We start from the raw sequence: 23496 nt of genomic DNA, 5'->3' as shown, positions 1-23496 counted from the left end.
AGCCCTGCACGGGAAACCCGGTGCACACCGCCCGCGCTGCCAGCAATGCGGCGCCGATCCGGGAGCCCGAGCCCAGATCCGTGATACTTGTAATCCGGCCTTTGCCCAATACCTATTGAAACCCCGGCCAGCCCAACGGCGGCCGAAGGCCCGTTAACGGTCCCGGAACGGTCCAGAACGGTCCCAGAGAGACCCCCACGCATGACTTACGCCGTCAAGGAAATCTTCTATACGCTGCAGGGCGAAGGCGCCAATGCCGGCCGCGCCGCGGTGTTCTGCCGCTTTGCCGGCTGCAACCTGTGGAGCGGCCGCGAAGACGACCGCGCCAGCGCGGTGTGCCAGTTCTGCGATACGGATTTCGTCGGCACCGATGGCACGCGCGGCGGCAAGTACCGCACGGCCGAAGAGCTGGCCGCGGTGGTCGCGTCGGAATGGCCGCAGGGCGCGGGCGGCCAGCCGCTGGTGGTCTGCACCGGGGGCGAGCCGCTGCTGCAGCTGGATGCGCCGCTGATCGGCGCGCTGCATGCGCAGGGCTTCGAGATCGCGATCGAAACCAACGGCACCATCGCCGTGCCGGCGGGGATCGACTGGGTCTGCGTCAGCCCCAAGATGGGCTCGGAACTGGTGGTCACGCGTGGTGACGAGCTCAAAGTCGTGATCCCGCAGGAGGGCCAGGACTTTGCCGCATACGAGCAGCTTGATTTCCGCCATTTCCTGGTGCAGGCCATGGATGGCCCGCTGGCGAGGGAAAATACCGCCGCCGCGGTGGCGTTCTGCCAGCGCCATCCGCGCTGGCGGCTGTCGCTGCAGACCCACAAGCTGCTGGGCATCCGCTGAGCGGCGCGGCATCCACGGTATCGACAGGTCGCCCAACGGGCGGCAAAACGTACACAATACAGGCTTCGGACGCGCGCGCAGCGTCTGTTCCAACGCAGGCGGCCGGCACCGGCGCCGGTAGACATGAGCAAACAAGTTTCCATTACCCGCCGGCTGGAGTTCGACTCCGGCCACCGCATCCCGAACCATTGCGGCCAGTGCCGCAATATCCACGGCCACCGCTACCGGCTGGACCTGACGCTCTCGGGCGAGGTCCTGCACCGCGAGGGCGCGTCGGATGACGGCATGATCCTGGACTTCGGCGACATCAAGGCGCTGGCCAACGAGCACCTGGTCAGCAAGTGGGACCATGCCTTCCTGATCTATCGTGGCGACACCGCGCTCCTGGACTTCCTGCAATCGATGGAAGGGCACAAGACCGTGGTGCTGGACGCGATCCCGACGGTCGAGAACCTGGCCCAGGTCGCGTTCGACATCCTGGCGCCGGTGTTCAAGGACTGCTTCGGCCACCACCTGCAGCTGACCAGGCTGGTGCTGTTCGAAACGCCCAACTGCTGGGCGGAAGTGAGCGCGCCCGCCGTGCAGCCGGCGCAGGACTGAGCGGGGACGATGCCAGAGACGCCACCGCTGCCGTTGCGCGCGCTGCGCGCGCTGCCTGAAGACCCGGCCGAGGCTGCCGAGCGTGACGCGCGCTACATGCGCGCCGCGCTGGAAGAAGCCCGCCTGGCCGAAGCCGCCGGCGAAGTGCCGGTGGGCGCGGTGGTGGTCTGGAACGACACCATCATCGCGCGCGGCCACAACCTGCCGATCCGCTCGGTGGACCCGTCCGCGCATGCCGAGATGCAGGCGCTGCGCGCCGCCGCCCAGGTGATCGGCAACTATCGCATGCCGGAGTGCGAGCTGTACGTGACGCTGGAACCGTGCGTCATGTGCAGCGGCGCGATCCTGCACGCGCGGCTGCGCCACGTGGTGTTCGGTGCGACCGACCCCAAGACCGGCGCGGCCGGCAGCGTGCTCAACCTGTTCGAGCAGGCGCAGCTCAACCACCAGACCACCATTGCCGGCGGGGTGCTGGCCGACAGCTGCGGCCAGATGCTGAAGGATTTCTTCGGCGCGCGCCGCCGGGCCCAGAAGGCCGCGCAGAAGGCGGCACCGCCGGACGCCGCCGCGCCCGTCACCGATCCCGGCAAGAACCACGACACTGAAGCATGAGCATGCCGAACAGCAGGCCGCCGCATACCGAAGTCCGACTGATCGCGTCGTCCGGGTATCCGCACGACGTCGCCATCGCCGCGCGCGGGTGTGCCTGGCTCAGGCATCATGGCTACCACATGACCAACCCCGACGTGCTGGCGCGGCGCTACCTGCGCTTTGGCGGCACGGATGCGGAGCGGCTGGCCGACCTGCACGCCATCGGCACCGGCGCGCCGCACGCGCTGACGCTGGCGGTGCGCGGCGGCTATGGCATCGCGCGGCTGCTGACGCAAGTCGACTTTGCCCGCATCGCCGCGCAGGCCAGCGCCAGCGGCACGCCCATCGTCGGCCACAGCGACTTCACCGCGTTCCAGCTGGCCTACCTGGCGGCGACGGGTGGCGTCACCTTTGCCGGGCCGATGCTGCTGGCGGATTTTGGTGCCGAGGTGGTGGATCCCTTCATGTGGGAGCATTTCGAAGGCATCTTGCGCAACCCTGCGTACAGTGTCGACGTGGCAGCGCCGCAGTCGGGCGGCCAACCGTTTTCCGGCAGCGTGCAAGGCACGCTCTGGGGCGGCAACCTGGCCATGCTGTGCAGCCTGCTGGGTACGCCTTTCATGCCGCAGGTGGAGGGCGGGGTGCTGTTCCTGGAAGACATCAACGAGCCGCCGTATCGGGTGGAGCGCATGCTGATCCAGTTGCAGCAGGCCGGGGTGCTGGGCGCGCAGCGCGCCATTGTGCTGGGCGACTTCTCCAATTACCGCGTCACCGACTACGACAACGGCTACGACATGGACGCGGTGGTGGCCTACCTGCGCGACCAGCTGCCGGCTCCGGTGCTGACCGGGCTGCCGTTCGGGCACTGCGCGCGCAAGCTGACGCTGCCGGTCGGTGCCCAGGTGCGGCTGGCCGCACGTGCGGATGGTTTCAGCATGGCGTTTTCTGGCTATCCGGTGCTGGCGCCACCGGCCTGACCGGCCGCATCGTCCGATGCCGCGCGTCCGGGTCGCAAGGAATGCGTCCGGATGATAGAATGTGCGGTTGTTTCCTGACTTCCTGCCGGGTTCTCACATGAACCGGGCGCGGCCCGTGCCGCATCGCAAGCCATGGCCGTCTGAATACTTCCGGCCAGCGCGATGCATCTCCGGCAAGGCCCGCCCCTTGAGCGGCATGGGGGTGCGCCTCGTGTGCAAAACCGGCAAGCCGCGGCCAGCGCCGCGGCGCCACAATCTCCAGACAAGGTTCCAGACGTGCTTTCTACCGCAAACATCACCATGCAGTTCGGCCCCAAGCCGTTGTTCGAGAATATCTCGGTCAAGTTCGGCGAGGGCAACCGCTACGGCCTGATCGGCGCGAACGGTTGCGGCAAGTCCACCTTCATGAAGATCCTGGGCAGCGACCTCGAGCCGTCGTCGGGCAACGTCATGCTGGAGCCGGGCGTGCGCCTGGGCAAGCTGCGCCAGGACCAGTTCGCCTATGAAGACATGCGCGTGCTGGACGTGGTGATGATGGGCCACACCGAGATGTGGGGCGCCGCGCAGGAGCGCGACGCCATCTACGCCAACCCCGAAGCGACCGACGAAGACTACATGAAGGCCGCCGAGCTGGAGGCCAAGTACGCCGAATACGACGGCTACACCGCCGAGGCCCGCGCCGGCGAGCTGCTGCTGGGCGTGGGCATCCCCACCAGCCAGCACCAGGGCAACATGAGCGACGTGGCCCCGGGCTGGAAGCTGCGCGTGCTGCTGGCACAGGCTCTGTTCTCGAACCCGGACGTGCTGCTGCTGGACGAACCGACCAACAACCTGGACATCAACACGATCCGCTGGCTGGAGACCGTGCTCAACGAGCGCAACTCCACCATGATCATCATCTCCCACGATCGCCACTTCCTGAACTCGGTCTGCACCCACATGGCCGACATGGACTACGGCACGCTCAAGGTCTACCCGGGCAACTACGACGACTACATGGAAGCGTCGATGCAGGCCCGCGAGCGCCAGGTGGCCGCCAACGCGCGCGCCAAGGAGCGCATCAGCGAGCTGCAGGACTTCGTGCGCCGCTTCTCGGCCAACAAGTCCAAGGCCCGCCAGGCCACCTCGCGCGCCAAGCAGATCGAGAAGATCAAGGTCGACGACATCAAGCCGTCGTCGCGCCAGAATCCGTTCATCCGCTTCGAGTTCGAGAAGAAGCTGCACAACCTGGCCGTGGAAGTGGAGAACATCACCAAGACCTACGACCGCAAGATCATCGACGGCCTGTCGCTGGCGATCCAGGCCGGCGAGCGCGTGGCGATCATCGGCGAAAACGGCGCCGGCAAGACTACGCTGCTGCGCAGCCTGCTCAACGGCGCGGTGCAGACCGGCGTGCAGCGCGGCGTGGAAGTGGACCGCGGCACGGTCAAGTGGGCCGAGAACGCCAACGTCGGCTACATGCCGCAGGATACCTACGAGGAATTCCCGGACAACCGCGACGTGATGGACTGGATGAGCCAGTGGACGCAGGCCGGCGACGACGAGACCTCGCTGCGCGGCACGCTGGGCCGCCTGCTGTTCTCGGCCGACGACATCAGGAAGTCGGTCAAGGTGCTGTCCGGCGGCGAGAAGGGCCGCATGATCTGGGGCAAGCTGATGCTGGGCCGCCACAACGTGCTGGCCATGGACGAGCCGACCAACCACATGGACATGGAGTCGATCGAATCCCTGCAGATCGCGCTGGACAAGTTCCCGGGCACGCTGGTCTTCGTTTCGCACGACCGCGAGCTGATCAGCGGGCTGGCGACGCGCGTGATTGAAGTGCGCACGGACGGCACGCTGACTGACTATCTGGGTACGTATGACGAGTATCTGCAGTCGCAGGGCATCGACGGCTGAGCGCCGCCGCGCCTGACCGATGCTGAAGGCCGCCTCCGGGCGGCCTTTCTTGCTTTTGCCGGCAGTATCTGGCTGAGGCACTGGATGCCTGTCCTGGGGTTGTGGCAACCTCGGCACAGGCCGAAAGCCGACACTACACAGGACTAGCGGGCACCGGCGCGCTGCTTTCCCAAGACTCCGGCCTTTAAGCGCCACAGTTCATAGCGCTCAGCTCCAGGCTTTACCGAACCAGCGAAATGCTCGTTGAGGCGGCTTGCCGTGAAGACGAGATAGCCATCTGGCGCGATGGCCGGGGTATCGGGCCACCACACACCGTCGTCAGCGGCCATCAGGCGCATTGCATGGGATGTCGGCTCGTAGCGAACAATGCCGTTGCGGGTCACATCGGTGATGTAGAGGCGACCCTGGGAGTCCGTGACGATGCCGTCGGTGTTGCCGCCCACATTGCCAAGGTTCTTCACTGCGGAGCCAAGTTCCTTGTCGCTCCGGCCTCCGTCGCGCAACAAGCTTGTCTTCAGGCTATACGCATGCGTGCCGGTGGTCACTGTCCAGTACAGGGTGTCCCCGTTCGGCGACAAGGCGATGCCGTTGATACCCAGCTTGAGCGGATTGCCTGGCCACACCTCGGCGCCATGAGACCGGACCTTCACCTTCGGCTCGGGCATCACCGACGCGTGCTGATGCAGGACACGCCGCACAGTGGCGCTGTCAAATTCAACCACGATAATGCCTGCTTGATTGTTCGGCGCACTTCGCAGGCCACTGTCCGAGATGTAAGCCATCTTGCGCTGTTCATCGACGACAACGTCATTGAGGAAACTGCCTTTGCGATCGGCTACCCCATCCAGCGCAATGCGCTTGATAACGCGGCCGCTGGCGATCTCGTACACGATGAGCTTCTGAGCGCCCTCGGGCGCATCGCCTTCGCCGGCCACGAATCCCATGTCCAGCGCCCACACCCAGCCGTGCAGGCGGTCCACGTGGAATCCGAGAACATTGCGAAGCTGCTCGGCCGGCGGGCCTGTCACCGCATTGCCGTCCGCGGAAGGGAAGGCCTGAAGCCGTGCGGGCCCGCCGTCTTCACGGGTGTCCAGCATGCTCAGCGTGGCCGGCGATCCTGCCGAGATCAGACGGGGAGTGCTCACGAATGCACGCCCGTCGCGATCGAAGTGCAGACCGGCAATGGGCGCATTCACAGACTCCGGGAACGGCGCCGGCGACTCCCCGGTGGCCGGCGATGCCCAAGTCACGCCGGTATAGCTGCGCCAGCGTTCCAAGTTCACCGGCCCGGCAGCGAAGGCGGGGAGCGCGGCGCTCAAAATGGCCAGCAGACTGAGCGATATAGACCTGGAAAAAGATGAGTTCATGGCTGCGCCCTTACAGGATGGAGCGATAGCTGCCGCCTTCCACTCGAACGGCTGCGCCATTCGATGCGGCGCCCAGAGGACTGGCCAGCAGGGCCACCATCGCCGCAATCTCGTCGGCTTCGATCATGCGGGCGATCAAGGAACTGGGGCGGAAGGTACGGAAGAAGTGCGCTTCGATCTCCGCATCGGTCATGCCGGGCCGAGGCGCGGTCTGACGCAGGTACTCAACGATGCCGTCCGAGCGCGTAGCTGCCGGCAGCACACTGTTGACGGTCACCCGGGTCCCCTTCGTGAGCTCCGCAAGACCGCGTGCGACCGCCAGTTGCGCCGATTTGCTGACGCCGTAATGCACCATGTCCGGCGGCGTGAACGCACCGACCTCGCTCGAGATAAAGATCACACGGCCCCAGTTCCGCGCCAGCATCTGCGGGAAATAGTGTCGCGACAGCCGTACGCCCGACATCACGTTGACCTCCAGCATCTGCCCCCAGTCCGCGTCGGTAATTTCCGCAAAGGGCTTGGCTTCGTAGAAGCCGAGGTTGTTGATCAGGATGTCGGCCTCCGGCTGAGCCGCGATCAGCTGGGCCGCGCCCTCTGCATTGCCGAGGTCGGCGACCAAGGCGCGTACGCGAGCCTGGGGGACCGCCGAGCGAATCGTGGCCACGGCCTCGTCGAGCTTGTCCGGCGAGCGGCCGGTGATGGTGACGGATGCGCCTTCGCGGGCGAGGGTGCGGGCGATGGCGAGCCCGATGCCGGCGGTTGCGCCGGTAATCAAGGCGGTCTTGCCTTGTAATTGCATGTCCATGTGAAAACTCCAGCGTGGGAAACAGTCTCGCCACTCTATTGATGTCATTGAAGGCAATAAACTATCATTGGAGAAAATTATTTGTTCTCTTGGGAGCAAGATGAGCCGCAAGTTTGAGTACCTGGCCGACGTCGAGATCTTGCTGGCCGTGGTGGATCGCGGTTCATTCACCGCAGCGGCGATAGCACTCTCGACAACCGCCTCGGTGCTCAGCCGGGCCGTCAGCCGCCTGGAAGCGCGGCTGGGGCAACAGCTGATGCGCCGCACGACCCGTCGAATCGGGCTGACCGACGCGGGCCGCAGCTATCTGGAACAAGCCCGCAGCGCTTTCGATTTGCTCGAAGGTGCCGAACGGGCGGTACGGTCACAAGACAACGGCGCGCTCAGCGGGCGCGTGCGCATCAGCGCACCGACCACCTACGGACACTATCGTCTGCCGGCGCTGCTCAAGCCGTTCGTGGCGCGGCATCCGCAAGTCAGGTTGGAGCTCAACATCACCAACCGCAACGTGGATCTGGTGGCCGAGGGCTTTGACATGGCGATTCGCTTAGGGCATCTGCCCGATAGCGGCCTGGTGGCCCGCAAGCTGGAAGACGCGCGACTGAGGTTGGTGGCGACGCCGGACTATCTGTCTCGGGCCGGCACGCCTGCTGCGCTCGACGATCTGCAGCGGCATACCTGCCTGCCATTCGTCATGCCGCGCACGGGCCGGTATGGACCGTGGTCGTTCCGGGTCAACGGCGAAGATTTGGAATGGCTGCCGACCTCCGTGCTGGAGGTGTCCGACGATGTGCTTGCCACGGTGTCTCTGGCCGAGCAGGGCATCGGCATCTGCCAGACCTACGATTTCATCGTGCGGGAGCGACTGGCCAGTGGTCGGTTGGTCGAACTGATGCCCGAACTAGGTGGGCGGACCAGGCCGTTCTCGCTGGTGTACTCGCCACATCGGCATCAGTCGGTGGCGGCGCGGGCCTTGATTGATACGCTGACCAGCTGAGTTGGCTCTGCTCAAGATAATGCGTTCAGCCGACCCACCGAGAAGCCGCCATTCACCACAAAGCGCGTCAGGCGGAGCCGGCGACGATGCCGTGGCAGAGTTGGTCTAGTTGCGCGATGATGGCCCGCGCAGTGATCTCCCCCCGGGCCTTGAGCAGTGCAGCGTGCAGGGGCTCGCGCAGCGCCTTCAGTGCGGGCAGGTCAGTGGCCTTTTCCACCTTCACCTGCAGCATGTAGCCGCGCAGTCCGAGGTGCTGCCCGATCACCTCGGTATAGAAGTGGTAGAGGCGCTGGAACGCCTCGATATCCGCGGGCGAATGGCCTTCGGCAGCGGCTGGGTGCGGCGCCTCCGGTATCTCGGCAACCGCTGCATGCCGCATCGCATACACGGAGAACAGGTTGGTGTCGGCAACAGGCGTGGCGGCGCGCACCGGTGCCAGTGCTGCGGCGGCGGGCGGCTGTGCCGGCTCCGGAATGGCTGCGACCAGCCCTTGTGCCACCAGCGCATCCATTGCCTCGGGGCCCACCCCCAAGCCGGCTACCTGCGCCAGCAATTCCTGCCCGCGGCGCTCGCCGTTGACCATCAGCAGCAGCGCGCGCAGCTTGTGGTCAAGCTTGCGTGCACGCGTCCGGATCTCGTCCAGTCCCGCATCCGTCTTGCGGTAGATCGGATCGACCATGTCTCACCCCTTGTTATGTCCGGCCGCCTAAAGGCGAGAGTCCCGTCGGCCGATTATCGCCATCTTCTTGTCCAGAGCGGTATGCGCGGCTTTCCGCGGCGCAAAAACATAGTCCCGAATCCGCTCTACAATGTGCATGCACCATAAAAGTAACAAAAAATTGCAATCGCCAATTCACCAAACCGAGAACTGTGGCCATGCAACAACGAGACAAACTCTTTATTAACGGCAAGTGGGTCGCTCCCCACGGCAACGGCAAGATCGACGTTATCCATTCCGCCACCGAGGCGGTGATGGGCACCATCCCCGAAGGCTCGGCGCGCGACGCCGAGGATGCCATCCAGGCGGCCCGCGCGGCCTTCGACAGCTGGTCGGCCACGCCGCCGGCGGTGCGTGCCGGCTATATCGCCAAGATCGCCGAAGGCCTGAAGGCACGCAGCGAAGAGCTGGCCCAGCTGATCGCCGGCGAAGTCGGCATGCCGATCAAGCTGGCGCGCGCGATCCAGGTGGGCGGACCGGTCTACAACTGGGGCCAGGCCGCCAAGCTGCTGGACGGATTCCGCTTCGAGGAAGAGGTCGGCAACTCCCTGGTGGTGCGCGAGCCCGTGGGCGTGGTGGGTGCCATCACGCCGTGGAACTACCCGCTCAACCAGATCACGCTTAAAGTGGCGCCGGCACTGGCCGCCGGCTGCACCGTGGTGCTCAAGCCTTCGGAGGTGGCGCCGCTCAGTGCCTTCGTGCTGGCCGAGGTGATCGAGGCCGCCGGCCTGCCGCCGGGTGTGTTCAACCTGGTAACCGGCTATGGCCCGGTGGTGGGCGAGGTGCTGGCCAGCCACCCGGAAGTCGACATGGTGTCGTTCACGGGATCGACCCGCGCCGGCAAGCGCGTGTCGGAACTGGGCTCGCAGACCGTCAAGCGCGTGGCGCTGGAGCTGGGCGGCAAGTCCGCTTCGGTGATCCTGGACGACGCCGACCTGCCGTCGGCGGTGAAGGGCACCATCAATGCCTGCTTCCTGAATTCCGGCCAGACCTGCTCGGCGCACACCCGCATGCTGGTGCCGCGGGCCCGTTACGATGAAGTGAAGGCGATCGCGCAGAAGGTGGTCGAGGGCTTTACCGTGGGCGATCCGCTGCAGGAAACCAGCAAGCTGGGACCGCTGATTTCCGCGGTGCAGAAGGACCGTGTGACCGGCTACATCCGCCGCGGCCTGGAAGAGGGTGCGGAGCTGGTGGCTGGCGGTCCGGACACCCCGGAAGGGCTGGACAAGGGCTTCTTCGTCAAGCCGACCGTGCTCGGCAAGGTGGAGCCGCGTGCCACCGTGGCGCAGGAAGAGATCTTCGGGCCGGTGCTGTCAATCATCTGCTATGACACCGAGGAAGACGCGGTGCGCATCGCCAATGACAGCATCTATGGCCTGGGCGGCGGGGTCTGGTCCGGTGACGAGGCACGCGCGATCCGCGTGGCGCGCCGCATCCGCACCGGCCAGGTCGATATCAACGGCGGCCCGTTCAATATGCAGGCGCCGTTTGGCGGCTACAAGCAGTCCGGCAACGGGCGCGAAGCGGGCAAGTACGGCCTGGAGGAATTCCTGGAGTACAAGTCGCTGCAGCTGAAGAAGCCGGCGGCCTGATGCGGGGCTGAGGGCGTTGATGCAATATGGGAAATGCCCGGCTGGTCCGGGCATTTTTTCGTGCGGATAATGCGCGCGAAACACGCACAACATAACGACAAGAGTCATTGGGGGAGCAACGATGCGCTGGTTTGGTCGGCTGGCCAGGTTTGTGGTGGGGCTGCTGGTGCTGGCGGTGGCCGGCGCTGCCGGGGCCCTGGTCTGGTATCGCCATGCGGCGCAGCCGCCTGCTTCCGGCCAGGAAGCGCTGGCGGGTTTGCGCGAACAGGTCACGGTCGTGCGCGACGGTCATGGCGTGCCGCATATCCGCGCCGCCAGCAAGGCGGACGCCTGGTTTGCGCTGGGCTACGTCCATGCACAGGACCGGCTGTGGCAGATGCAGATGAACAAGCGCGTCGTGGCAGGCCGGCTCGCGGAGATCCTGGGGCCATCCGCGCTCGATACCGACAAGTTCTTGCGCACGCTGGGCGTGCGGCGCAATGCCGAAGCCATCCTGGCGCAGGCCTCGCCCGAGACCCGTGCCGCGCTGCAGGCCTATGCCGACGGCGTCAATGCCTGGATCGACCATCGCAAGGGCCCGCTGCCGCCCGAATTCCTGCTGCTGCGCGCGCAGCCCGAGCACTGGGAGCCGGCCGATACGCTGGGCTGGCAGACCATGATGGCCTGGGACCTGGGCGGCAACTGGACCCAGGAAACCCTGCGCATGCGGCTGGCGCAAGTGCTGCCGGTGGCCCGCATCAGCGAGTTGCTGGCGCCGTATCCGGGCGAGCAGCCGCTGCGCACCATGGATTACGGCCATCTGTACAGGCAACTGGCACCGCTGGCGAATGCCATGGCCAGCGTCGGCGACAGAGCGCCGCCGGGATATGTCGAGGGCATGGGCTCGAACAACTGGGTGGTGTCGGGCGCGCACACGCAATCGGGCAAGCCGATGCTGGCCAATGACCCGCACCTGGGGCTGCAGGCGCCCGCGCTGTGGTATTTCGCCAGGATGACGGCGCCAGGACTGGACGTGACCGGCGCCACGCTGCCCGGCATGCCGCTGGTGGTGCTGGGGCACAACGACCGCATCGCCTGGGGGCTGACCAATACCGCGCCCGACGTGCAGGACCTGTATATCGAGCGGCTGCGCCCCGGCAACGACACCCAGTACCAGACCCCGGACGGCTGGGCCGCACTCGAGACCCGCACCGAGACCATCCACGTCAAGGGGGCCCCGGACGTGGTGCTGAAGGTCCGCGCCACGCGCCACGGCCCGGTGATTTCCGATGTGGCCGAGCCGCTTTCAGCTGCCGCAGGACCGCTTGGCGCCCAGTATGTGGTGGCCTTCCAGTGGACCGCGCTGCGCCCGGACGACCGCACCTTCCAGGCGGGACTGCGGATGAATGAGGCGCGCGACTGGGCCGGCTTCACTGCGGCGCTGCGCGACTTCCATGCGCCGCAGCAGAACATTGTCTATGCCGATGTCGACGGCAATATCGGCTTCTATGCGCCCGGACGCGTGCCGCTGCGCCGGGCCGACAACGACCTCAAAGGGCTGGCTCCGGCGCCCGGCTGGGACGCGCGCTACGACTGGACCGGCTTTATTCCGTTCGAAGCACTGCCGCACCGCTACAACCCGGCGGACGGCGTGATCGTGACGGCCAACCAGCGCATCGTTGCGCCGGACTACCCGTACTTCATCACCAGCGAATGGACCGTGCCGTATCGCTTTGACCGGATCAACGCGCTGCTGGCGGCCACGCCCAGGCACAGCTTCGACAGCTTTGCGGCAATCCAGAAAGACGTGGTCTCGCTGGCCGTGCGCGATGCCTTGCCGCTGCTGCTGGCCGCGCCCGTCAGCCGCGATGCAGCGCGGCCCGAGCGCGAACGCGCCTTGCTCGAAGCGCTGCGCAAGTGGGACGGCACCATGGACCCCGCGCGCGCCGAGCCGCTGGTGGTCACCGCCTGGCTGCGCGAGCTGTCGCGGCGGCTGTTCGAGGAGAAGGCGGGCGAGGCGATCTTTACCCGCATGTGGGAGCAGCGCAACGTGCAGCAGCCCATGCTCAACATCCTGCGCGATCCGCGCACGCTGGGCGCGTTCTGGTGCGACCGGCAGCATACGCGCCCGGCCGAGACCTGCGACGACGCCATCGCGGACGCCTGGACCCAGGCCATGGCGGACCTGTCGCGCCGCTATGGCGACGACTCCGCCCGCTGGCGCTGGGGCGAGGCGCACACGGCCCGCTCCGAGCACAAGCCCTTCGGCAAGGTCGCGTACCTGTCGCCGCTGTTCAACCTGCGCGTGCCGACCGGCGGCGACACCTATACGGTCAATGTCGGCCGGCACAACCTGCGCGACGACAAGGCGCCGTTCGAGAACACCCACGCGGCCAGCGTGCGTGCGCTCTATGATCTGGCGGACCTGGGGGCGTCGCGGTTCATGGACTCCACCGGGCAGTCAGGCAACGCGCTGTTGCCGCGCTACCGCGACTGGGCCGGCAAATGGGCGGCGGTCGAGTATGTGACCATTCCGCCCATGCCTGCGCCGCCGCAGCAGCTTGCGCCAGATACGCTGATCCTGGTGCCGGCTGCGACCAAATAGCGCATGGCATGACATGCCGTGCTGAGAATGCTCGCAAATAGGCGCCATCCTGCCATGGTCTTCGCGGGGTGCAGCAATTGACGCTACCATGGGGACCCCTTTCGACCGGCAGGAGTCCCCGATGGCAACGCGTACCACCCATGTGATCCAGCACGTCGCATTCGAACATGCGGGCGTGATCGGCAATGCGTTGCGCGCGCGCGGGCACGCGTTGCAGGTGTTCCAGGCCGGGGTCGATGACCTGGCACCCATCGCGGACAATCCGGCCGACCTGCTGCTGATCCTCGGCGGCCCCATCGGTGTCTATGAAACCGATGCCTATCCCTGGCTGGAGGCCGAGATCGCCTTGATCCGCCAACGCCTGGCGGCTGGCGGCAAGATGATCGGGGTTTGCCTGGGCGCGCAGCTGATCGCGCGTGCTGCCGGCGCGCGCGTCTACGCGGGCACGCGCGAGATCGGCTGGGCGCCGATTTCGCCTACACCGGCGGGACAGGATTCCGCGCTGGCCGAACTGGCCGCCGCCCACTGGGAGGTGCTGCACTGGCATGGCGATACCTTCGACCTGCCACCCGGCGCGCAACGGCTGGCATCCACCGCCGCGGTACAGAACCAGGCCTACGCCATCGGCAACCAGGTGCTGGCGCTGCAGTTCCACCCCGAGGTCATGCCGCGCGATATCGAGGCCTGGCTGATCGGCCACACCGTCGAGCTGGCCAAGGCCGGCATCGATCCGCGCACCATCCGCGCGCGTACTGCCGAAGCCGGTGCCACGGTGGCGGCCGCGGGCGAGCGCATGTTCGCGCGCTGGCTGGAGGAAGCCGGGCTATGAGCCAGCCGGCATCGCCTGTGCGCGCGGTGATCGGCGCCGTGTTGACGGGACAGGTGCGCCCGTTCGGGCCCAGGGGCGTGCCCAGCGGCATCGCCAAGGCCGCAGCTGACGGGCGGATTCGCGTGACTGCGCTTGGACTTGAAGGCGACGGGCAGGGCGATCCGCGCCATCACGGTGGCCCGGAAAAGGCGCTGCACCACTACGCCTTCGATCATTACCCGGCGTGGCGCGAGGAACTGGCCGCGCAGGGTGCGCAAGGCAACGGCGTGCTCGGCGTTCCGGGCGCCTTCGGCGAGAACCTGAGCACCACCGGGCTGACCGAGGCCGCGGTCTGCATCGGCGACCGCTTCCGTCTGGGCACGGCGCTGGTGGAGGTATCGCAGGCACGCCAGCCGTGCTGGAAGCTCAATCATCGATTCGGCTATGCAGGCATGTCGCGCGCCGTGCAGCAAAGCCTGCGCACCGGCTGGTACTACCGTGTACTGGAGACTGGCGACGTGGCGGCGGGCGATACGCTGGAACTGGTGGGGCGCCCCTGTCCCAGATGGTCGCTGCAGCGCCTGCTGCAGGTGCTGTATGTCGACCGGCTGGACTATGCCGCGCTCGCGGAAATGTCAGAGCTGGCACCGCTGGCCGAGAACTGGCGCAAGCTTGCCAGGCAGCGCATGGAACGGCGCGAAATCGAAGATATGGAGCGGCGGCTGGCGGGCGGCTGAGCGCCGCCGCCTCAGCCCTGGCGGAACCGCTTCCCCGTGCCTTCGCGCGTAATGCGCTCCCAGACCACCTGCTTTTCCTCTTCGCTGAAGAATACCCAGTTGCTGACCTCGGAAGCGGTGCGGCCGCAGCCCTGGCAGATCTCGTCGAACAGCGTCGAGCAGATGCCGATGCAGGGGCTGTCCGGGCGCTCGGACAGCGTGGAATCCGTGGTGCCGTGGTCCGGTTCAGGGCGGAGCGGGGCGGATTCTGAAGGCGACGGCATGGTGACGGGAGGGATTGGGGGTGAAACGGGGGGACATTATAAGGGTTGGGCGGTGATACCCGGCCCCAACCTTTGTTGCGACAGGGCCGCGCGCCTGCGCCTAGCGTTCTTGCGCAAGCGCTGCCAGGGCTGCGCGGGCAAGGAACCCGCTCCGTGTCTCATGGCGCTTTTCATGGGTTGTCAATCCGATGTGTATTCGTGTGTGCAAAGATGCGTCATCTAGCCATGGATGTGAATGGCACGTCCCCTAAATGCTTGGGCACGTCACAACTACGCGACGGGTAATTGAGCATGCCCTGCCAGCCGGATACGCTTCATGCACGACCTTGCACAATGCTGACCGGAGCCGCCCATGCCTCAAGCCATCGCCAACTTGCCCCTCCAGCACGATCGCCAAGTCACCGTTGACCCCCGCATGCGCGCCATGGTCGACAACGTGCTGATCGGCTCCCCCGTGGCGCGCGCACTCGGCGTGCGGCTGGCCAGCCTGGCGCCCGAACATGTCGAGCTGGAGATGCCGTTCCTGCCGACCAACGTGACCCATGGCAGCATCGTCCATGGCGGCGTCATTGCCACGCTGATCGATATTGCCGGCGCCGCGGCGGCAGCTTCCGGCGCCAGTGCCGACGAAGTGAAGGGCGGGGCGACCAGTTCGCTGTCCATCCAGTACCTGGCCCCGGCACAGGGCGCGGCGCTGCGCGCGGTGGCCATGGTGGTGCGGCGTGGGCGCCGGCAGGTGGTCACCGACGTGTCGGTCTATGCGCAAGCGCCGGACGAGGGCGTACTGGTGGCCAAGGCATTGATGAGCAGTGCCATGTTCTGAATCCGGAGCGGACGCATCGTGCGTCCGTTTTCAAACCCATTAAATGCAATTAACCGCCGGAAATTCACGGTCACACCCAGGCGCGCCAGTACACTGGCGCGATCTGCTCCCAATGCAAAGGGGGCAGCTTCGTGGAGGAACGCGATGTAGCCGCCGGTTTGCCCCCCTCTCCCGCGTGCGGGAGAGGGGCCGGGGGAGAGGGCAGGAGCGTCTGGTAGCGGCGATACCGCTTGCTCCACGAACCCGTCAGTACTTCCAGAAGACCTGCTGCAGCGCCTTGGTGTCGTTGCTCTGCGTCAGTGCCAGCGCCATCAGGATGCGTGCCTTCTGCGGCAGCTGGTCGTCGGTGACGATCCAGTCGTACTTGTCGTCCGGCTGCTCTGCATTGCGAACCACCACGCCGCTGCCGGTGCGCGAGGCGCGCACGATCTGCACGCCCTTGGCGCGCGCGGCCTTGAGCGACTCGACCATGTAGTCGCCGACGCTGCCGTTGCCGGTGGCGGCATAGATGATGGCCTTGGCACCGCTCTTCACCGCGGCGTCGACCGCGGCCGGATTGACGTTGCCGTAAGCGTAGACCACTGCCACTTCAGGCAGCTTGTCGATCTTGTCGATGTCCCACTGCGTCTGCAGCGTATGCGGACGCGCCGGCAGGCGGTAGAACAGCGTGCGGCCTTCGACCACGTAGCCCAGCGGGCCGAACGGCGAGCGGAAGGTCTCGGTCTTGAAGGTGTTGCTCTTGGTGACGTCGCGGCCGGTGTGGATCTCGTCGTTCAGCACGGCCAGCGTGCCCTTGCCCTTGGAGGCAGGGTTGGACGCGACCAGCACGGCGTCGTACAGGTTGAGCGCGCCATCGGCGCCCAGCGCGGTGCCCGGGCGCATCGAGCCCACTACCACCACCGGCTTGTCGCTCTTGAGCGTCAGGTTCAGGAAGTAAGCGGTTTCCTCGATGGTATCGGTGCCGTGCGTAATGACGATGCCGTCCACGTCCGGCTGCTTGAGCAGTTCCGATACGCGCTTGGCCAGCTTCAGCAGGCGCTCGTTATTGAAGCTTTCCGAACCGATCTGGAAGATCTGCTCACCCTTGACGTTGGCGACCTTGGAGATCTCGGGCACCGAGGCGATGATCTTGTCGACCGGCACCACGGCGGACTGGTAGGCCGCGGTGTTGGTCGCCGATGCGCCGGCGCCGGCAATGGTGCCGCCGGTGCCGATGATGACGATATTGGCCTTGCGGGCTTCGGCCTGGGCCGTGGCGGGTGCGGCAACAGGTTGTGCGGCGGGTGCGAGCTGCGCGTGGGCAGCGCCGGTGATCAGGCTCGCCGACAGCAGGGCGGCGGCCAGCGTGGTGATGCGGGTGATTTGCTTCATGGTTCTCCTCGGTATTTATACGAACGTGTGGCCCGTACTGGATTCGGCCCGACATACCTTATGGGTGGAATGGTGCCGTCCGTGTTCAGTCAGTGGCTGCGGCAACGGGGCCTGTGTTGCAGGGCCCGGTTCAGGCAGCGGCAGAGACTATACGTCAGGAGAAATTTGTGCGGGAGATGCGCGCAAGGGTTATGCCGATTCGGCATGAAAGTGCCAGGGCGATAACTCAGATCGCATACATATCGAGGTACTCATTGACCGGGATGGCCTCCAGCCGCGCCTGGCCCAGCGACGCGGCCAGGATGGCCTGCTGCTGTTTCGGCGGAAAGCGGCGGGCGAGGTTGGTGCGGAATTTCTCTACCAGCAGCGGGATGCCCTCGGTACGGCGGCGCTTGTGGCCGAGCGGGTATTCGACCAGCACCTCGTCCAGCACGGTGCCGTCTGCCAGCGTCACGGTCAGCGCATTGGCGATCGAGCGCTTGCCGGGGTCGTGGTAGTCGCGCGTCAGTGCGGGGTCTTCCACGCAGGTGATCTTGCCGCGCAGCGCGTCGATGCGCGGGTCGGCGGCAACATTGTCTTCGTAGTCGGCGGCGGTCAGGCGGCCGAACAGCAGCGGCACGGCCACCATGTACTGGATGCAGTGGTCGCGATCCGCCGGATTGCTGAGCGGACCCTGCTTGTCGATGATGCGCAGGCAGGCCTCGTGGGTGCGGATGGTGATGGCGGCGATGTCGGCCACGCTGCGCCCCGCGAGCGCCAGCGCGCCGTGCAGCTGCAAGGCTGCCTCCACCGCGGTCTGTGCGTGGAATTCAGCCGGAAACGAGATCTTGAACAGGATGTTCTCCATCACGTACGACCCGTACGGCCGCTGGAAGCGGAACGGCTGCCCCTTGAACAGCACGTCGTAGAAGCCCCAGGTCTTTGCCGTCAGCACCGATGGATAGCCCATCTCGCCGGTGCGGGCGATCAGCGCCAGCCGCACCGCGCGGCTGGTGGCGTCGCCGGCGGCCCAGCTCTTGCGGCTGCCGGTGTTGGGGGCGTGGCGGTAGGTGCGCAGGCTCTGGCCGTCGACCCAGGCCAGCGACACGGCATTGAGGATCTCGTCGCGCGTGAGGCCGAGCATCTGCGCGACCACGGCAGTGGAGGCCACCTTGACCAGCACCACGTGATCCAGCCCGACCTGGTTGAACGAATTCTCCAGCGCGATGCAGCCCTGGATCTCGTGCGCCTTGATCATCGCCGCCAGCACCGTCTTCATTGTCAGCGGCTTGCGCCCGGCGGCGACGTTGTTGCGCGAGATCCAGTCAGCGGTGGCCAGGATGCCGCCCAGATTGTCCGAGGGATGACCCCATTCGGCCGCGAGCCAGGTGTCGTTGAAGTCCAGCCAGCGGATCATCGTGCCGATATTGAACGCGGCCTGGACCGGATCGAGCTGGAACTGGGTGCCCGGCACGCGCGCGCCGTTGGGCACGACCGTGCCCGGGACGATGGGACCCAGCAGCTTGGTGCAGGCCGGGTAGGACAGGGCTTCGAGCCCGCAACCGAGCGTGTCGATCAGGCAGTTGCGGGCGATATCGTAGGCGAGGCCGCTCTTGATCTCGTAGCGGGTGACATAGTCGACGATGTCGGCCAGCACCTGGTCCGGAGCGGGGCGTTGCGCGGACGGCGTGCCGGTGGACATGAACGGCCTCGCGGGTGCGGCTCAGGTCAGAACGCGTCGCCGGGCACGCGCACCCAGCCTTCCATCAGCACGCGCGCGCTGCGGCTCATAATGGCCTTCTTGACTACCCATTCGCCGTTCACCTGCTGTGCCTCCGCGCCGACGCGCAGCGTGCCGGACGGATGCCCGAAACGCACCGCGTTGCGCTCGCCGCCGCCGGCGGCCAGGTTGACCAGCGTGCCGGGAATGGCCGCGGCGGTGCCGATCGCCACCGCTGCCGTGCCCATCATGGCGTGGTGCAGCTTGCCCATCGACAGCGCGCGCACCAGCAGGTCCACATCGGCCGCGGCCACCTTCTTGCCGCTGGAGGCGACGTAGTCGACCGGCTTGGCAACAAAAGCCACCTTGGGTGTATGCTGGCGCTTGGCGGCCTCGTCCACGTTCTTGATCAGGCCCATGCGCAGCGCGCCGTAGGCGCGGATGGTCTCGAACATCGCCAGCGCCTTGGTGTCGCTGTTGATAGCGTCCTGCAGCTCGGTGCCGGTGTAGCCGATGCTCTCGGCGTTGACGAAGATGGTCGGGATGCCGGCGTTGATCATGGTGGCCCTGAGCGTGCCCACGCCCGGCACTTCAAGGTCGTCGACCACGTTGCCGGTGGGGAACATCGCGCCGCCGGCGCCTTCTTCCTCGGCGGCCGGGTCCATGAACTCAAGCTGCACCTCGGCGGCCGGGAAGGTCACGCCGTCCAGCTCGAAATCGCCGGTTTCCTGCACTTCACCGTTGGTGACGGGCACATGGCCGATGATGGTCTTGCCGATATTGGCCTGCCAGATGCGCACCACGGCCACGCCGTTCTGCGGGATGCGGCTGGCATCGACCAGGCCGGCGCTGATGGCGAAGGGACCGACCGCCGCCGACAGGTTGCCGCAGTTGCCGCTCCAGTCGACAAAGGGCTGGTCGATCGAGACCTGGCCGAACAGGTAGTCGACATCGTGGTCGGGCCGGCTGCTTTTGGACAGGATGACGGTCTTGCTGGTGCTGGAGGTGGCGGCGCCCATGCCGTCGATCTGCTTGCCATAGGGATCTGGGCTGCCGATCACGCGCATCAGCAGCGCGTCGCGGGCCGGGCCGGGCACTTGTGCCGTTTCCGGCAAGTCCTGCAGGCGGAAGAACACGCCCTTGCTGGTGCCGCCACGGATATAGGTGGCGGGGATTTTGATCTGGGGTACGTGGGCCATGGAAATCTTTGTCCTGGTTGGCCCGGGCGGCACGCATGCCGCCCGGGCCCATGTCACAGCTTATGCAGCCGCACGGGTCGACTCAAGGAAGTCCTGCGCGAAGCGCTGCAGCACGCCGCCGGCTTCGTAGATCGACACTTCCTCGTCGCTGTCGAGGCGGCAGGTCACCGGCACCTCGACGCGCTCGCCGTTCTTGCGGTTCACTACCAGCGTCAGCGTGGCGCGCGGCTGGCGCTCGCCGACGACGTCATAGGTCTCGGTGCCATCCAGGCCCAGCGTCAGGCGGTTCACGCCCGGCTTGAACTCCAGCGGCAGCACGCCCATGCCGATCAGGTTGGTGCGGTGGATGCGCTCGAAGCCTTCGGCGACGATGACCTCAACGCCGGCCAGGCGCACGCCCTTGGCGGCCCAGTCGCGCGACGAGCCCTGGCCATAGTCCGCGCCGGCGATGATGATCAGCGGCTGCTTGCGGTCCATATAGGTCTCGATCGCTTCCCACATGCGCACGACCTTGCCTTCCGGCTCGATGCGCGCCAGCGAACCCTTCTTGACCTGGCCGTCGACCACGGCCATTTCATTGACCAGGGTCGGGTTGGCAAAGGTGGCGCGCTGCGCGGTCAGGTGGTCGCCGCGGTGGGTGGCGTACGAGTTGAAGTCCTCTTCCGGCAGGCCCATCTTGGCCAGATATTCCCCGGCGGCGCTGTTGAGCATGATCGCGTTGGACGGCGACAGGTGGTCGGTGGTGATGTTGTCGCCCAGCACCGCCAGCGGGCGCAGCGCCTTGAGCGTGCGCTCGCCGGCCAGCGCGCCTTCCCAGTAGGGCGGGCGGCGGATATAGGTGCTCTGCGGGCGCCAGTCGTACAGCGGGCTGGCGGACTCGCCGCTGGCCGCGGTGATGGCGAACATCGGCTCGTAGACCTTGCGGAACTGCTCGGGCTTGACGCTCTGCGCCACGATCGCGTCGATCTCTTCGTCGCTCGGCCAGATGTCCTTGAGGTAGACCGGCTTGCCGTCCTGGTCCGTGCCCAGCACGTCCTTTTCGATATCGAAGCGGATGGTGCCGGCAATGGCGTAGGCCACCACCAGCGGCGGCGAGGCCAGGAAGGCCTGCTTGGCGTACGGGTGGATGCGGCCGTCGAAGTTGCGGTTGCCGGACAGCACCGCCGTGGCGTACAGGTCGCGGTCGATGATTTCCTGCTGGATCTTCGGGTCCAGCGCGCCGGACATGCCGTTGCAGGTGGTGCAGGCAAAGGCCACGATGCCGAAGCCCAGCTTTTCCAGGTCCGGCAGCAGCTTGGCTTCTTCCAGGTACAGCTCCACGGCCTTGGAGCCCGGCGCCAGCGACGACTTGACCCACGGCTTGCGGGCCAGGCCGCGCGCATTGGCGTTGCGCGCCAGCAGGGCGGCGGCGATCACGTTGCGTGGGTTGCTGGTGTTGGTGCAGCTGGTGATGGCGGCGATGATCACCGCGCCGTCCGGCATCAGGCCTTCGGCTTCCTGCGCGCGGGCCTTGTCCAGGTCGACGGCGATGCCGCGCTCGGCCAGCGCGGAGGTCGGCAGGCGCTTGTGCGGGTTGGACGGGCCGGCCATGTTGCGCACCACGCTCGACAGGTCGAACGTCAGTACGCGCTCATACTCGGCATGCTTCAGGGAATCCGCCCACAGGCCGGCGGTCTTCGCATACGTCTCGACCAGCTTGAGTTGTGCGTCGTCGCGGCCGGTCAGGCGCAGGTAGTCGATGGTCTGCTCGTCGATAAAGAACATCGCCGCGGTGGCGCCGTACTCAGGGGCCATGTTGGAGATGGTGGCGCGGTCGCCGAGCGTCAGGCTCGAGGCGCCTTCGCCGCGGAACTCCAGGTAGGCGCCAACGACCTTCTCCTTGCGCAGGAACTCGGTCAGGGCCAGCACGATGTCGGTGGCGGTGATGCCGGGCTGGCGCTTGCCGGTCAGCTCCACGCCGACGATATCCGGCAGGCGCATCCATGAGGCGCGGCCGAGCATGACGTTCTCGGCTTCCAGGCCGCCCACGCCGATGGCGATCACGCCCAGCGCATCCACGTGCGGGGTGTGGCTGTCGGTGCCGACACAGGTATCGGGGTAGGCCACGCCCTGGTCGGCGTGGATCACGGGCGACATCTTTTCCAGGTTGATCTGGTGCATGATGCCGTTGCCCGGCGGGATCACGTCGACGTTCTTGAACGCCTGCTTGGTCCAGTCGATGAAATGGAAGCGGTCTTCGTTGCGGCGGTCTTCGATGGCGCGGTTCTTGGCGAAGGCATCGGGATCGAAGCCGCCGCACTCCACCGCCAGCGAGTGGTCGACGATCAGCTGCACCGGCACCACCGGATTGACCTTGGCGGGGTCGCCGCCCTGGTCGGCAATGGCATCGCGCAGGCCGGCCAGGTCCACCAGCGCGGTCTGGCCCAGGATGTCATGACACACCACGCGCGCCGGGAACCACGGGAAGTCCAGCTCGCGCTTGCGCTCGATCAGCTGCTTGAGCGAATCGCTCAGCGTGGCGGGATCGCAGCGGCGCACCAGGTTTTCTGCCAGCACGCGCGACGTGTACGGCAGCTTGTCGTAGGCACCCGGCTGGATGGCCTCGACCGCGGCGCGCGCGTCGAAGTAATCCAGCTTGGTGCCCGGTAGCGGTTTGCGGTTTGCAGAATTCATGGTGTAGGGAAATCAATATAGGTATGAAAAAGGGGTAGTGGCCCCGTGTCGGCGACCAACTACCCCCTTGCCCGCAGGCCCGGATCAATGCAACCCGACGCGGAGCAAACCGGCAGCCGGTCTTACTTGCGATCCTTGATCGGCACGAACTTCAGGTTCTCCGGGCCGGTGTAGTTGGCACTCGGGCGGATGATCTTGTTGTCGATGCGCTGCTCGATAATGTGCGCGGCCCAGCCGGACGTACGCGCGATCACGAACAGCGGCGTGAACATCGCGGTCGGCACGCCCATCATGTGATAGCTCACCGCGCTGAACCAGTCCAGGTTCGGGAACATCTTCTTGATGTCCCCCATCACCGTTTCCAGGCGCTCGGCAATGTCGAACATCTTCATCGAGCCGGCCTCCTTCGACAGCTTCTTCGCCACTTCCTTGATCACCTGGTTGCGCGGGTCGCTGATGGTGTACACCGGGTGGCCGAAGCCGATCACGACTTCCTTGTTCTCGACGCGCCGGGTGATATCGGCCTGGGCCTCATCGGGGTTGTCGTAGCGCTTCTGGATCTCGAACGCGACTTCGTTGGCGCCGCCGTGCTTGGGGCCGCGCAGCGCGCCGATGGCGCCCGCGATCGACGAGTACATGTCCGAGCCCGTGCCGGCGATCACGCGGGCGGTGAAGGTCGAGGCGTTGAACTCGTGCTCGGCGTACAGGTTGAGCGAGGTGTTCATGGCGCGCTCCCACAGCGCCGACGGCTTCTCGCCGTGCAGCAGGTGCAGGAAGTGGCCACCGATGGACTCATCATCGGTTTCGACTTCGATGCGGCGGCCATTGTGGCTGTAGTGGTACCAGTACAGCAGCATCGAGCCCAGGCTGGCCATCAGGCGGTCGGCGATGTCGCGCGCGCCCGGGGTGTTGTGGTCTTCCTTCTCCGGCAGCACGGTGCCCAGCACCGACACGCC

20 protein-coding genes are annotated in these 23496 nt (G+C 66.4%); 11 read left to right on the top strand and 9 right to left on the bottom strand.

Translation table 11 applies throughout. From position 1 onward, the window contains the following. Positions 1–201 precede the first annotated feature (201 nt). From queE to A3A5_RS0129165, 5 genes are all read left to right on the top strand, one after another. Positions 202–837, top strand: coding sequence for a 7-carboxy-7-deazaguanine synthase (gene queE / locus A3A5_RS0129185; RefSeq protein WP_018313983.1), 636 nt, complete (start codon positions 202–204; stop codon positions 835–837). 123 nt (positions 838–960) lie between these two features. Next, positions 961–1437, top strand: a complete 477-nt coding sequence (locus tag A3A5_RS0129180) for a 6-carboxytetrahydropterin synthase (protein WP_018313982.1) — start codon at positions 961–963, stop codon at positions 1435–1437. A 9-nt stretch (positions 1438–1446) separates the two neighbouring features. Then, a complete protein-coding gene (gene tadA / locus A3A5_RS0129175; protein ID WP_018313981.1) occupies positions 1447–2049 on the top strand; it encodes a tRNA adenosine(34) deaminase TadA in 603 nt (200 codons plus the stop codon). Next, positions 2046–3005, top strand: a complete 960-nt coding sequence (gene ldcA, locus A3A5_RS0129170; protein WP_018313980.1) for a muramoyltetrapeptide carboxypeptidase — start codon at positions 2046–2048, stop codon at positions 3003–3005. Before tadA ends, ldcA begins: the two co-directional genes overlap by 4 nt. A 276-nt stretch (positions 3006–3281) precedes the next feature. After that, a complete protein-coding gene (locus A3A5_RS0129165) occupies positions 3282–4904 on the top strand; it encodes an ABC-F family ATPase (RefSeq protein ID WP_026201244.1) in 1623 nt (540 codons plus the stop codon). A 143-nt stretch (positions 4905–5047) separates the two neighbouring features. Here the strand turns inward: A3A5_RS0129165 and A3A5_RS39490 are convergent, their stop codons facing one another. Together A3A5_RS39490 and A3A5_RS0129155 are read right to left on the bottom strand one after the other, a co-directional pair. Beyond that, the gene (locus A3A5_RS39490; protein WP_051108586.1) at positions 5048–6271 is read right to left on the bottom strand and encodes an L-dopachrome tautomerase-related protein; all 1224 of its coding nucleotides are present in this window, start codon (positions 6269–6271) and stop codon (positions 5048–5050) included. A 10-nt stretch (positions 6272–6281) separates the two neighbouring features. Next, positions 6282–7076: an SDR family NAD(P)-dependent oxidoreductase gene (locus A3A5_RS0129155; RefSeq protein ID WP_018313977.1), complete on the bottom strand. Its 795-nt coding sequence runs from the start codon at positions 7074–7076 to the stop codon at positions 6282–6284. A gap of 100 nt (positions 7077–7176) precedes the next feature. Between A3A5_RS0129155 and A3A5_RS0129150 the strand changes: the two genes are divergently transcribed. After that, positions 7177–8073, top strand: coding sequence for a LysR family transcriptional regulator (locus A3A5_RS0129150; RefSeq protein ID WP_018313976.1), 897 nt, complete (start codon positions 7177–7179; stop codon positions 8071–8073). A 67-nt stretch (positions 8074–8140) separates the two neighbouring features. Here the strand turns inward: A3A5_RS0129150 and A3A5_RS0129145 are convergent, their stop codons facing one another. After that, complete coding sequence (locus A3A5_RS0129145) at positions 8141–8752, bottom strand: hypothetical protein (RefSeq protein ID WP_018313975.1); 612 nt, start codon at positions 8750–8752, stop codon at positions 8141–8143. A 197-nt stretch (positions 8753–8949) separates the two neighbouring features. On the opposite strand from A3A5_RS0129145, the gene A3A5_RS0129140 reads away from it, so the two are divergent. From A3A5_RS0129140 to A3A5_RS0129125, 4 genes are all read left to right on the top strand, one after another. Beyond that, positions 8950–10383, top strand: a complete 1434-nt coding sequence (locus A3A5_RS0129140) for an aldehyde dehydrogenase family protein (protein ID WP_018313974.1) — start codon at positions 8950–8952, stop codon at positions 10381–10383. Positions 10384–10504: 121 nt separating this feature from the next. Next, positions 10505–12967 (top strand): penicillin acylase family protein, encoded by a 2463-nt coding sequence (locus A3A5_RS0129135; protein WP_018313973.1) that lies wholly within the window; start codon positions 10505–10507, stop codon positions 12965–12967. A 121-nt stretch (positions 12968–13088) separates the two neighbouring features. Next, complete coding sequence (locus A3A5_RS0129130) at positions 13089–13796, top strand: glutamine amidotransferase (RefSeq protein WP_018313972.1); 708 nt, start codon at positions 13089–13091, stop codon at positions 13794–13796. After that, a complete protein-coding gene (locus A3A5_RS0129125; RefSeq protein WP_018313971.1) occupies positions 13793–14512 on the top strand; it encodes an MOSC domain-containing protein in 720 nt (239 codons plus the stop codon). Before A3A5_RS0129130 ends, A3A5_RS0129125 begins: the two co-directional genes overlap by 4 nt. A gap of 11 nt (positions 14513–14523) precedes the next feature. Here the strand turns inward: A3A5_RS0129125 and A3A5_RS0129120 are convergent, their stop codons facing one another. Further along, the gene (locus A3A5_RS0129120) at positions 14524–14775 is read right to left on the bottom strand and encodes a DUF1289 domain-containing protein (RefSeq protein ID WP_018313970.1); all 252 of its coding nucleotides are present in this window, start codon (positions 14773–14775) and stop codon (positions 14524–14526) included. Between the two features lie 352 nt (positions 14776–15127). Between A3A5_RS0129120 and A3A5_RS0129115 the strand changes: the two genes are divergently transcribed. Further along, positions 15128–15598, top strand: coding sequence for a PaaI family thioesterase (locus tag A3A5_RS0129115; RefSeq protein ID WP_018313969.1), 471 nt, complete (start codon positions 15128–15130; stop codon positions 15596–15598). Positions 15599–15844: 246 nt separating this feature from the next. Here the strand turns inward: A3A5_RS0129115 and A3A5_RS0129110 are convergent, their stop codons facing one another. The 5 genes from A3A5_RS0129110 to prpC all read right to left on the bottom strand — a co-directional run. Next, positions 15845–16969: an asparaginase gene (locus tag A3A5_RS0129110; RefSeq protein ID WP_018313968.1), complete on the bottom strand. Its 1125-nt coding sequence runs from the start codon at positions 16967–16969 to the stop codon at positions 15845–15847. A 226-nt stretch (positions 16970–17195) separates the two neighbouring features. Continuing rightward, on the bottom strand, positions 17196–18650 hold the full coding sequence (locus A3A5_RS0129105) for a bifunctional 2-methylcitrate dehydratase/aconitate hydratase (RefSeq protein WP_018313967.1): 1455 nt from the start codon (positions 18648–18650) through the stop codon (positions 17196–17198). A 26-nt stretch (positions 18651–18676) separates the two neighbouring features. Then, positions 18677–19867, bottom strand: a complete 1191-nt coding sequence (gene prpF / locus A3A5_RS0129100; RefSeq protein ID WP_018313966.1) for a 2-methylaconitate cis-trans isomerase PrpF — start codon at positions 19865–19867, stop codon at positions 18677–18679. A 60-nt stretch (positions 19868–19927) separates the two neighbouring features. Beyond that, positions 19928–22540, bottom strand: coding sequence for a Fe/S-dependent 2-methylisocitrate dehydratase AcnD (gene acnD / locus A3A5_RS0129095; RefSeq protein ID WP_018313965.1), 2613 nt, complete (start codon positions 22538–22540; stop codon positions 19928–19930). A gap of 122 nt (positions 22541–22662) precedes the next feature. Next, a partial coding sequence (gene prpC, locus A3A5_RS0129090) for a 2-methylcitrate synthase (RefSeq protein WP_018313964.1) occupies positions 22663–23496 on the bottom strand: 834 nt, incomplete at its 5' end.

This window comes from Cupriavidus sp. UYPR2.512 (assembly GCF_000379565.1).
GTDB lineage: Bacteria > Pseudomonadota > Gammaproteobacteria > Burkholderiales > Burkholderiaceae > Cupriavidus.
This window is presented reverse-complemented; position numbering and strand designations above follow the sequence as displayed.